At 67.3% G+C, this 11,649-nt stretch carries 9 protein-coding genes and 1 pseudogene; all 10 read right to left on the reverse strand.

The window, feature by feature from the left end; all coding sequences use genetic code 11:
- Positions 1-1,709: 1,709 nt before the first annotated feature.
- Positions 1,710-2,090, reverse strand: a pseudogene (locus tag H2Q94_RS31110) (WXG100-like domain-containing protein); the annotation flags it as partial.
- Between the two features lie 38 nt (positions 2,091-2,128).
- Positions 2,129-2,479 carry a hypothetical protein gene (locus H2Q94_RS03425; RefSeq protein WP_243791919.1) on the reverse strand — a complete coding sequence of 117 codons (351 nt, stop codon included), beginning with the start codon at positions 2,477-2,479 and terminating at the stop codon, positions 2,129-2,131.
- Positions 2,480-2,503: 24 nt separating this feature from the next.
- Positions 2,504-3,010: a YbaB/EbfC family nucleoid-associated protein gene (locus H2Q94_RS03430; RefSeq protein WP_243791922.1), complete on the reverse strand. Its 507-nt coding sequence runs from the start codon at positions 3,008-3,010 to the stop codon at positions 2,504-2,506.
- A 200-nt stretch (positions 3,011-3,210) separates the two neighbouring features.
- Positions 3,211-3,687, reverse strand: coding sequence for a YbaB/EbfC family nucleoid-associated protein (locus tag H2Q94_RS03435; RefSeq protein ID WP_243791925.1), 477 nt, complete (start codon positions 3,685-3,687; stop codon positions 3,211-3,213).
- A 26-nt stretch (positions 3,688-3,713) separates the two neighbouring features.
- Positions 3,714-5,474: a WXG100 family type VII secretion target gene (locus H2Q94_RS03440; protein WP_243791928.1), complete on the reverse strand. Its 1,761-nt coding sequence runs from the start codon at positions 5,472-5,474 to the stop codon at positions 3,714-3,716.
- A 47-nt stretch (positions 5,475-5,521) separates the two neighbouring features.
- A complete protein-coding gene (locus H2Q94_RS03445; protein WP_243791930.1) occupies positions 5,522-8,596 on the reverse strand; it encodes a hypothetical protein in 3,075 nt (1,024 codons plus the stop codon).
- A 252-nt stretch (positions 8,597-8,848) separates the two neighbouring features.
- Positions 8,849-9,226, reverse strand: a complete 378-nt coding sequence (locus tag H2Q94_RS03450; RefSeq protein ID WP_243791933.1) for a hypothetical protein — start codon at positions 9,224-9,226, stop codon at positions 8,849-8,851.
- 130 nt (positions 9,227-9,356) lie between these two features.
- Positions 9,357-9,599, reverse strand: coding sequence for a hypothetical protein (locus H2Q94_RS03455; RefSeq protein WP_243791935.1), 243 nt, complete (start codon positions 9,597-9,599; stop codon positions 9,357-9,359).
- A gap of 100 nt (positions 9,600-9,699) precedes the next feature.
- Positions 9,700-10,032: a hypothetical protein gene (locus H2Q94_RS03460; protein ID WP_243791938.1), complete on the reverse strand. Its 333-nt coding sequence runs from the start codon at positions 10,030-10,032 to the stop codon at positions 9,700-9,702.
- 146 nt (positions 10,033-10,178) lie between these two features.
- On the reverse strand, positions 10,179-11,642 hold the full coding sequence (gene eccB / locus H2Q94_RS03465; RefSeq protein ID WP_243791940.1) for a type VII secretion protein EccB: 1,464 nt from the start codon (positions 11,640-11,642) through the stop codon (positions 10,179-10,181).
- Between the last annotated feature and the right edge of the window lie 7 nt (positions 11,643-11,649).

Below are 11,649 nucleotides of genomic sequence, written 5' to 3' on the forward strand. Positions count from 1 at the left end.
CTGTTGTGCTGGCTGTCGCCGCTGTTGTGCTGGCTGTCGCCGCTGTTGTGCTGGCTGTCGCCGCTGTTGTGCTGGCTGTCGCCGCTGTTGTGCTGGCTGTCGCCGCTGTTGTGCTGGCTGTCGCCGCTGTTGTGCTGGCTGTCGCCGCTGTTGTGCTGGCTGTCGCCGCTGTTGTGCTGGCTGTCGCCGCTGTTGTGCTGGCTGTCGCCGCTGTTGTGCTGGCTGTCGCCGCTGTTGTGCTGGCTGTCGCCGCTGTTGTGCTGGCTGTCGCCGCTGTTGTGCTGGCTGTCGCCGCTGTTGTGCTGGCTGTCGCCGCTGTTGTGCTGGCTGTCGCCGCTGTTGTGCTGGCTGTCGCCGCTGTTGTGCTGGCTGTCGCCGTCGTTGTGCTGGCTGTCGCCGTCGTTGTGCTGGCTGTCGCCGTCGTTGTGCTGGCTGTCGCCGTCGTTGTGCTGGCTGTCGCCGTCGTTGTGCTGGCTGTCGCCGTCGTTGTGCTGGCTGTCGCCGTCGTTGTGCTGGCTGTCGCCGTCGTTGTGCTGGCTGTCGCCGTCGTTGTGCTGGCTGTCGCCGCTGTTGTGCTGGCTGTCGCCGCTGTTGTGCTGGCTGTCGCCGCTGTTGTGCTGGTTCTCGCCGCTGGACGAATCGCCGCCCTCGTGGTCCGACGGTCCCTTCTCCGTTGCGGACTTGTCGTCCGTGCCGGAGTCCGTCGAATCCCCACCGGTCGACTTGTCGGACTCGCTGTAGGTCGGCGGCGCATCCTGCGAGGTGCTGCTGTCACCGCCGGTTTCGGAGTACGACGGCGGCGCGTCGGAACCGGACTTCCCGCCGTCGCCGGAGCCGCCGGTGTCCCCGATGTCACCCATCGATTCGGTGTTGGGCTTGAAGAAGTCCTTGATGCTGTTCGTGAAGTCGCCGAAATTCTTGAGGCCGTTCGGGTTGACCTTCGACCCCGACTCGCCGTAGGAGGCGCCACCAGCGTTGCGGCCGCCGCTGCCGCTGCTGCGACGACCTTCGAACCCGCCGAGCATTCCGGAGGTGAAGGCGTACGGGTTGGGTCCTTCCTCTTCTTCGCCCTGGTCGCGGCCCTTCGGATCGCCGCCGAGCTGCTGCCCGGCCACGTCTCCGGTGAATTCGGCGAGCCCCTGCCCGGCGGCGTGCGTGGTGGATTGAACGGCCCCCGCCGTGCGGGTGTCCATGAACTTCTGCGACTTCTGGCCGAATTCGGCGAACGCCTTGGTCGTGTTCGACACGTCCGGGGCGGCGATGTCATCCACGTCCTTGGCGCTGCCCTTGGAAGCGCCCTCCGGGCCCCTCTTGCCCGCGACCGTGGCGATGTCGTCGGCGTTCTTGCCCGCTCCCTTGCCGACGCCGTCGCCGATCTCCTTGCCGGCCTTGTCGCCGACGATGTCCGCGCCGTCCTTGATGATCCCGCCGGCGAGGAACGAACCGCCGCCCTTGATGACGCCGCCGATCGCGCCGCCCGCGGCGCCGCTGACCGCGCCGCTGATCGCGGCGCCCTTGGTGAAGTCCTTGTTCCACTCGGTGCGCTGACCGGTGAGCATCTGCATGCCCTGGATCACCGCGTCCAGGCCCACCTCGATGGCTGTACCGATCACCGCGCCCGCCGCGATGTTCATCAGCACCTGGGAGATGATCCGCCCGATCACCCCGCGCGCCGTAGCCGCCGCCGCGGTCACGAGCGCCTGCCCGATCCCCGGAATCCAGGACATCGCGAGCGTGGCGGCCAGCATGACCAGCTGGACGATGATCATGATTCTGGAGTACTGGATGTCCGCTGCGGTGTTGCGGGCCAAATCGCCGTGGCTCCTGGCGTTGTCCCGCAACTGGGTCACCATCGGCAGCACGGTGTCCCGCGTGTAGTCCGCGTACGCAGAGGAGAACTCGCTGCGCATGCTTTCGCCCAGCCCGTCCATGGACTGTCGGAGAGCGTCGTCCAAACCTTCGACGGCATCAGCGATCGTTGACCAAGCGTCGCTCATCCGGTTCAAACCGGCTTCTTCGCCCTCGGGCCACGGCTGCCCACCGACGATTTCCAATGCCTTCTGAAGGCCGGCAGGAAGCTCAGTGGGCATGACGTGGTCCTCTACTCAAGGAACGGCGGGGCGAAAGGTCAGCTCGAACGGGGTGTGAACTCTTCGAGCGCGTCGGCGTAGACCTGGATGTTCTCGCCGTACTGCTCGTCGAGCTCCTGAACGTTCTTGATGGCTCCGGGGATGGCGTCCTTGCCGAGGCTCTGCACGGTCTCGGCCAATGTGCCCAGCGCGTCCCTCGTGCCTTCGGCGTTCTCCAGGTAGTTCTCCTCGAACCCCTTGCCGATCTTGTCGTCGCTCCAGCAGCCGTAGTCTCGTTCCAGCGCGCTCTTGAGCGCTTCGACCGCCTCGCCGAAGGTTCCCGCCTTGTTGGCCAGTTCCTTCGCCACGCGCTCGGCTTCGGGGGCGTTGAGGTAGAGCTCGTCAGCCATGATCAACCCTTTCGGAACAGGACGTCAGGGACGTTCCCAGCCGTCGTCTTCGTCGTCGTGCCGGGCCGTCTGCGGGGACTCCGGGGTTTTGCCGTCGGCTTCGTGGTCGGCATTGCCCTCGAGCTCCGAAACCAGGTTCAGCGACGGTTCCATGATCTTGCCGAGCACCTCGGCGAGGTCGGCCTGACCAGAGGTGAGATCACTGAGCTCGTAGCCGGGCACCGGCGAGCGACCCATCAGCTTCTGCATGGTCTCCAGACTCTCCTGCCGGGCCTGCTGCAGGACTTCGGTGATCGCGGCCGAGAGCTGGGCCGGGGCCATCGAACGGTAGGCGGTCGTGTTGAACTTCAGCTCCGAGAGCTCGCCGTTGCCGTCCAAGGTCACGGTGACCATGTGGTTGCGGGACTCCACCACCGTGGTCGTCTCGGCGAGCTTCCGCTGGAATTCGGTGAGCTTGGCCTGCTCTTCCTCGAAAGCTTGGATCGCGGAGCCGAGGTCGGGCAGCCCGTCCTTGGAGAATCCGGATGTCATGACCATCTCCGTTCGTCACACACGTCCCAGGAGGCGATCAGGGGCGTCCTGGGACCTCTCTGTCCACGTGCTGGGAGGCGTACGACCGCGTTCGCGGGAGCCGCGGCCGGGAGCGCCGAGCGCTCCGCCTGCCGGTGATCCACGGTAGCGCGCCGCGCGACCGGCTCCCGCTCTCCGCGGATCACCGCAAGCGGATTCCATCACCGCTCCCAGCCGTCGTTGTCCTCGACGGTTTCGGCCGTGCGGTTCAGGTTCCGCGGACGGTTGTGCAGCACGGCGTCGACGTCCCGAACCCGGTCCAGCGTCGGTTCGGCGAGCTTACCGAGCACCCCGCCGACGCTCTGCCTGCCGGCGTTGACCTCCTCGATGTCCAAGCCCGGCAACAGGTCCTCGCCCATGATCTCCTGCATGTGGCTCAGGCTCTTGTCGCGCGCCTTGCGGATGGTCTCCAACAGCACCGCGGCCAGCTCGGTGGGCGGCATCGTCCGGTACGCGGTGTTGTTGAACTTCAGGTCCGCGATCTCGCCGTGCCCGTCCATGGTCACCGTCAAGATCCGCTTCTGCGAATCGACCGAGGTGCTCGTCTCGTCCAGCTTCTTCCCGAACTCTTCAAGGTTCCGCTGTTTTTCCTCGAATGCCTCGATCGCGCGGTTGAGGTCCGGAAAGCCGGTCGCCATGAGCTGCTCCGTTCTTCGATCGGTTGTCAACGGCCCAGGACTCCGCCGGTGATGTCGGCGCTGGAGTCCCAGGTCTCCTCGTCTTCCTGCTGCAAGGTGGTGGAGAAGCGCTCTCGGCCGAGCTGTCCCGCCATCCCCGCGCCCGCGCCGCCCATCGGCATCATCGGCATCCCGTTGCCGCCGGCCCCGCCGGCCGCGGGCGACGTCGTGCCCGGTGTCACCGGTGCGGAAGCGGGGGGCGCGGTGGCGGAAGCCGAGGTGGGCACCGTCGCGCCGCTGCCCGCCACGCTTCCGGGAGGCCCGGTGGGAATGTCGGGCGTCGCCGACGGTGTCGGGACCGAAGGCGTCGAAACCGAAGGTGTCGAAACCGAAGGTGTCGAGACCGGAGGAACCGACGCGGAAGGAGTCGCACCGCCCGAACCGGCGGAAGCGCCGCTGGTGGGGCTGCCGGTCTCGGCTTCCGGCAACGGTGCGCCATCGGTTTCCGGGCGCTGCGGAGTGTTCGGCACCAGGTCGGCCTCCACCCCTTCAGGAGGTGGCGGACCTTCGGTGGCCGTCAGGAACCGCTGCTCGACCTGGTCCGCGCTCAGCTCCGGCGACGCGGGAGCGGTGAACGTGGACTCGGTGGACGGCTGACCACCTTCGCCCGCCCGCGCCGACCACTGGCCGGACTCCGCCGAACCGGAGTGCTCCTGGCCCGAACCGTCCTGACCGGACTTCGCCGAAGAGCCGCCGTGGCCGCTGGACGAATTGCCCGACCTCGTCGAAGTGCTGTTCCCGGAGGGCCGGAGGGCTCCGCTGGTGCCGAGTCCGTACGGAATCGCCGAGGACGCGGACCCCGCGCTGGAGACCACGGTCGACTCGCCCGTACCGCTCTGCGGTACCACCACGCCTTGCTCGTTCACTTCCGGGCTGTAGACCTCGGCGGAGTCGGCGGTAGTTCCGTACGTCGAAGCCGGTCGTCCCAGCACACCTTGATCGGACGAGTAGGACGAGACCGCGTTCGTGCGTGGAGCGAGGACGAGCGACGCACCGCCGGAGCCTCCGGAGCCGCTGGAGCCCACGTAGTTCCCGCCGGAACCGAAGTCGTTGCCACCGCCGGATTGCGAGGCCGCCGGGTCCGCGGCGACCGTCGTGCCCCGGACGGACTTCTCCGGGAACTGTCCGAACCGCTTGCCGATGTTGAAGTAGGTGTTGCTGAGCTGCTGCATCACCTGCGCCGTCTGCTCATTGTGAGTGATGTCCTGCTGCTGCATCGCGGCCTGCGCGGCCGGATCCGCCGCGGCAGGGGAGGCGGCGAACTCGTCCATTCCCTGCTGCCGCTGGTCCTTCACCTGCCCGACTTGGCGTTGCGCATCCGCCAGCGCGTCCCCGAGCTGGTTGAGCATCGCCGCGTAATTCGGGGCGTTCAACGTCTCGACCAGCTTGTCGACGGTGCGGTTGACCTCCCGCATCGCGTCGGTGAAGCCCCGCGCCGCCGGGCCCTGCCACACCTGCTCGAGGTGGCTGGTCTGCGCTCGGAGACGTTCCGAGGCGTTCACGAACGTTTCGGCCATGCCGTCGAATCCGTGCGCCGCCTTGTAGAACGACTCCGGAACGCCGGTGGCGAGTGCGGCTGCGGTCTGTTCCATGTCCGGTACCGGGGGCGGAGCGCCGGGGGTGCCCGCCCCCGGCGAGGCGACGTTCGCGCCACCGGGGACGTTCTGCCCCGAAGACGGCGACGGGGTCAAGTCAGGTGGCGGCGGGTAGCCCGGCTGTGCGCTGCCGCCAGATGCAGTGGGGTTCATTCGGGGTCGCCCTCTTCGTCGCGCGAGCAGTGGTCATTCATGATCGCCTACGCGTCCCGGCCGAGAACGCGCTGGACCGAACCTTCGGCGTCCTCCCGCCAGTTGTCGCCGTCGTCCACCAGCCAGGTGCTGGACTCCCGGCTCTGGCCCTGTTGCCCAGCCCCAGCGCCGGCGCCCCCCATACCGCCGCCCATCGGGGGCATCATCGGTGAGCCTGCGCCACCGCCCGCACCGCCCTGCAGGGGGGAGGAGCCGCCCTGCACAGGTGCGCCCACGTTGGGCTGGTTTCCCGGCGTGGTCGGGTCGAGTGCGGCGTTGGTCTGCGCGGTCGGGCCACTGTTCACGAGGTTCGGGTCCACCCCGCCGCTGACCTCCGCCGCCGGAACTTCGCCGCCCCCGCCGCCGAGGTCGATCCCACCGCCACCGCCACCGCCACCGGTGCCGAGACCGGGCAGGTCCGCCGCACCGCCGCCGAGGCCCCCCAGCGGGTTCTCCGGCGGTGCGAGGAACGAGCTGAGGTCGTCGGTCAGCGACGACTTCTGCGCATCGCCGTTGAGCTCGGCCATCGCCTGGTCGCCCGCGGTCTGGGTGGTGTCGCTGACCTGGTCGACGATGTCGCTCATCTCGTCGTAGCTCAGCGGGCCGCCGTCCGAGGTGAACTCTCCCAACGCGTTCTGGCCGGTCTCTTGCGCCTGGCCGACGACGTCGTCGATCAGCTTCTGGGCCTCTTCGGATCCGGCCGCGTCCGGTCCCACGGCTTCTTCGAGCGCCTGTTCACCGGCTTCGCGAGCCTTTTCGGTCATGCCGTCGACGATCGATCGAGCCTGGTCGCCCGACACCTCGATCGGCGACCCGTCCGGGTTGGTGGGCGTTTCCCCGTTTTCGGAGTCGGAGTTCGAGTCGTCGCCGCCGAGCTTGTCGTCCTTGCTGCCCGAGCCGCTATCCGATCCGGAATCGTCGCCGGAGCCCTTGTCACCGCCGAGCCCGTCGAGAGCTTCGTTGCCTGCTTCCTCGGCCGCGCTGCCCGCTTTCTCCAACGCCTCGTTGACCGCGCCGCTGTCCAGGCTGGGCTCCTCGGCCCCGCCACCGGAACCACTGCTGCCGCCGGAGCCCTTGTCACCGCCGAGCCCGTTGAGAGCTTCGTTGCCTGCTTCCTCGGCCGCGCTGCCCGCTTTCTCCAACGCCTCGTTGACCGCGCCGCTGTCCAGGCTGGGCTCCTCGGCCCCGCCACCGGAATCATCGGTGCCCGCGTCGTCACCGCCGCTGGTCTGGATTTCCCCGCCGCCGGAGCCGGAACCACCGCCGGAGTCGGAGCCGCCGCCGGAGCCGGAGCCGCCGCCGGAGCCGGAACCACCACCGGAGTCGGAGCCGCCGCCGGAGCCGGAACCACCGCCGGAGTCGGAACCACCGCCGGAGCCGGAACCACCGCCGAGGCCGTTGAGGGCTTCCTCACCGGCTTTGCTCGCGTCGTTGATCGCGCCGTTCACCGCGCCGGTGTCGATACCGGTCTGTTCGTTGCCGCCGCCCTTCTTGCCGCCGGTGCCGCCGCCGGTGCCGCCGCCGGTGCCGCCACCAGTGCCGCCGCCAGTGCCGCCGCCGAGACCGCCGCCTATACCGCCACCGGCGCCTCCACCGGTGTCGCCGCCGGAACCGGTGTCGCCGCCGGTGCCACCGGAGTCACCGCCCATATTGGCGAGCGCTTCATCGCCGGCCGCGCCCGCGTCCTCGATAGCGCCGTTGACCGCGCCGGTGTCGATTCCGGTCTGCTCGCCGGAGTCGCCGCCCGTGCCCTCATCAGTGCCGCCACCAGTGCCACCGCCGGTGCCACCGCCGGTGCCGCCACCAGTGCCTCCACCAGTGCCACCGCCGGTGCCGCCACCAGTGCCTCCACCAGTGCCACCACCGGTGCCGCCACCAGTGCCTCCACCGGTGCCTCCGCCAGTGCCTCCACCGGTGTCGCCACCGGTGCCGCCGCCGGTGCCACCACCAGTGGATTCGGTCTGGATCTCGTCCATCTTCTCGCCGACCTTCTCGTCGACGATCTGATTGATCTCCTCCTCGCTCCACTCCCGCTTCTCGCCGGATTCGCCCTCTTTGTCGTCGCCGCTCTTGTCGTCCCCGGCCTTGTCGTCGCCGCCTTTGTCGTCGCCGCTCTTGTCGTCGCCGCCTTTGTCGTCGCCGCTCTTGTCGTCGCCGCCCTTGCCGCCGCTCGCACCGCCGCTCTTGTCGCTCGCGGGCGGTGGTGCCGCGTTGCCGACCGAGCCCATGGCGTTGCCCGTGGTGACGTACTGCGCACCGAGGTCGGCGATGATCTCTCGCGCGAGCTCGAGCATGTTGTTGGCGCCTTCCAAGGCCGCTTTAGCGGCGGCATCGGCGCCCTTGACGTTGGTGAGCTTCGCGAAAGCGGCGTGCAGGTTCTGGAACTCGACGTAGGACTGAGCGAGGCCCAGGACCGCCTCGCTGGCTCGGACGAGCATGTCCCCGGATTCGATCAAACCGTTGATGTAGCCGTCTTCGGTGATCTCGTCGACCGCTTCTTGCGAAGTCGTCAGCACCTTCTTGGCATGGTCGCGGAAGGCGGTGGCGGTTTCCCCGCTGAACTTCTCGTTGTCCAGTTTGTTGACGGAATCGGAGAACGCGGTATTGATCTCGTCGCGCAGATTCGTCTTCAACTTGCGGAAGGCGTAGCCGGCTTCCATCAGGGTGTACCCGTCGGCCTTGCTTACCGCCGAGACGCACTGCTCCATCGAGAACTGTTGGTAGTCCTGATCGGGAGCTTCCGGGGTGTCGTTGGTGGCGATGACATTGTCGTCGCTCCACGGATCATCCGGGGCGTCGACACCCTCGACCCCGATCCCGCTGTCAGCGCCGCCGGTCTTCTCGTTGACATCGTCGAGGTCGCCTTGGGTGCCCTCGACCGAGCCCTCGTCTGGACGGTCGGTGTCGCCTCCCCAGAGGCCCCGCGCGGAGTCCTCCGACTCGATGTCGGTGTAGTTGAACTCGTCGGTGTTCCCAATCGAGAGCTCGTGCCCCTCGGAATCTTCCTCAGTGTCTTTTCCGATATCGGGGACGTTGAGGTTCTCCTGGTCCGTGTCCTTGTCGGGGAGGTCCATGCCAGACATGTGGTTCTCCAAAGCGCAGTGCGTGGAGTCCCCTTGCGGATCGCGATGTGGAGCCCTTCGCGGGAGCCTGTTCAGAACGCGGTACGGGACCGGCGGGTGGGGAACTCATAGCGGGTGTCGGTTGTGGAATGCTGAGGAACGGGCTGCGGTAGCGGTCGCCGGTCGTCGTGAGGGGTCGGCCGAGCTGTCCGTGGACTCTCAGCTCAGCGACGACCGGTTATGTTCTTTTCGCCTGGTTCCAGGGGAAACCCGTCACGCGGTGGGTGCCGGGTCATCTTCGAGCAGGTTCGGGGCCCTGGTGCCGATGGAACTCCGCAAGTCGTTGAGGGTGTCCTTCGCCTTCTGGACGTTCTCGGCGTTGTCCTGGTCGACACCGACGATCTGGCGAGCGGCGACCTTGAGCTTCTCGTCGATCTCGTGCATCGCCATTTGCAGTTCCCTGGCGTGTGCCTCCACCGTGGCGCGGCGGCTCAGCACGAGTTGTTTCAACCAGATCCCGGCCTGGAAGACACCCGGGTCGACCGTGATGTCCTTGAGCACGTCGACCTGAATGTCCTCGGCGGTCTGCCCGATTTCCGTTGCGGCGGTGATGATGTCGTCCTGTGCCGCCTGAGTGTCGTCGTTTGACATGTTGGTCACCTTTCACGGACTGTCATCGGATTTTAAGAGGTCGTGGAACGGTGCCAACGCGCAAAGTGGGGGCCGTGCTCTTGCTCACGCCCCCACCTTGCCGACGTTGGCCGTGCGGCGCATGGACAAGTCACTCCATGAACTGCTGGGCCATCTTCTTGTCCATCTCGTTCATGTTGACCTGGCCGTCGGAGATCTCCCGACGGAGCATCTGCAGGATGCCGTCCAGGTCGGTGAGGTCCTTGCTGACGTCGCCGGACTTCTTGTTGTAGGCCTCGGATGCCTCCGGGGTGTTGAAGAACCCCTGGGAGCTCTTCGTGTCCTGCATCAGCGTCTCGATCTGGTCCTTCAGCTTCTTGCTGGAGGCTTCCATCTCGCTGAGGCAGCTCTCGATTGCCGTCTTGCTATAAAGGACTTCGTCGTTCATGGCGCTCCTTCGGATCTGAGGTGGATGCTTTCCGGGGCGTACCTGGTCAGCTGAGGTGGCTCATTTCGCCCGGGGAGAAGTTGCCTGCCTTGGTGATGGCCGAGGCGCCCTCCTCATCGGTGGTGCCGAAGCTCTGGGAGGTGTTCTTCACCTGCTTCGTCATCGCCTCGAACTGCTTCTGGATCTCTCGCAGGTTCGTGTCCCAGACTTCGTGGGCCTTGACGAGCGCGTCGAAGATGGCGCCCTTGTTCGCGCCGGCCGTGGCGGCCACGGTCTCGGCGATTCGACCCTTTTCCGTCGTGATGTCGTTGAGGGTGGTCTCGTGTCCGTTGACCAGTCGGTCTACTTCGGACTTGGTAAGCAGTGTGTCGCCGCTCATCGCCGCCACCTTTCAGTCTCGCGTTTCGTTGCGAAACGCACGTTGTAAGCGACCTGAGCGGTCGCCTCGTTCGTGTCAATCCCATCATCGTGCGGATCGACTGACCTGCCGGAAGGGCGCTGCCCCCTTCCGTCAAGGGGGATCCCTCAGTTTGGAGCCGTGGCCGCCGGGACCTCGGCGCTCACGGGTTGTTCGGAGAGGGCCTGCGCCGGGTCCAGCGATGGGCCGGTCGGCAGCAGGCTCAACAGCGCGCTCGGCACCGAGACCGCTGAAGACGCCGAATATCCGAGCACACCGGCTACATCCGGGGACGGCAACGGGTACTTCACGCCGACGTTCGACACCAGGTACAACGTCCCCACGCCAACCCCGGGCGCGGGCAGATCGCGCGCGAGCACGCCGGAGTTCGGCGCCACGGTGATCCGGTCGGCGACGGGAGCGCCGGAGCCGTCGGCGGGGGCCTGCCCGGAACCGGTGGCCTCTTCCCTCGGCACCAGCCCGATCTCGGACTTCACGGTATTTCCGCGGCTCGCCTGGAAAACCGCGCACGGGCGAGTGCTACTGCCTTCGCTGACCGGCTGGATGTTCGGGGGAGTGATGGGGAACCCGGCCGGCGTGGGTTCCGGGGACAGCGGCTTGCTGTTGAGCAAGTCCATTCCGGCCGGGATCAACTCCGGTGTCCGCCCCGCGTACGCCGCGGCGTTGTCCGGGTCGTTCAGCAACAGGGCCGCCAGCGTGTAGTTGAGCGGCATGAAACCGTCTTCGCGCAGCACGTACAACCCGTTGTCCTGGAGCACCTGGTTCCGCACTTCGAAGACCTGCCCGATCAGGGCCTGCTCGCCGTTCACCGTCAGTCCCGCCGGCTGGCCTGAGCCCGGAATCTTGGGGGCGACCAGGTCGGGTCCGCTGGGCAAGGTGTTGATCCATTCCGCCGTCACCGGGAACGGACGTTCGTTGCCGTAGGCCAGCGCGTTCATGGTCCCCGCGCCGGGCATCCGGAGTTTCTTGCCCTGCCACACCAAATGCACGGCACCGTCCGGTGTGGAGACCAGCACGCCTTTGTCGTCGGCGAGCGGTTTGCCGATGGGGGTGCGGACCTGCAGATCCGTCATGGGCGTCTCGGAACCGTCAGGGGCGGTCTCGGTGCTGGCGCACACGACCCACGGCGCGCTGCTGATGCTCTCCGCGTCCGGCAACGAATCCGGTGCGTCGGGAATGCCGATGGGGGTCGCACGCGGGGCGCCTTTGAGCGAGTTCTGGGAGACCAGTTTCACCTGGGCGCCGCTGGAACTCTTCGCCGCCAGCAAGGCCGACGAATAGTTCAGCACAGGGCGCAGTTTGCCGTCCATGTAGAGGTAGCGAGCGCCGGTCTCCTTCTCCACGATGATCGCGCCGGCCTGCTGCCAGGTGGTGTTCCCGCCCGGTTTGATCAACCCGTACACGCCGAATCCCGCGACCACGAGGCAGCCGATCAGCGTGCCGATCACCGTGCCCATCACGAATCGGCGGGTCGGTGTGGTCGGCTCGTCCGGCCGGCCCTGCATCAGTGCCGAGATCAGCCTGCCGACCACGAAGAAATACGCTTGGACCTGGTCGCGCCGGGACTGCATTGGTTCA

This window comes from Saccharopolyspora gloriosae, from assembly GCF_022828475.1.
GTDB lineage: Bacteria > Actinomycetota > Actinomycetes > Mycobacteriales > Pseudonocardiaceae > Saccharopolyspora_C > Saccharopolyspora_C gloriosae_A.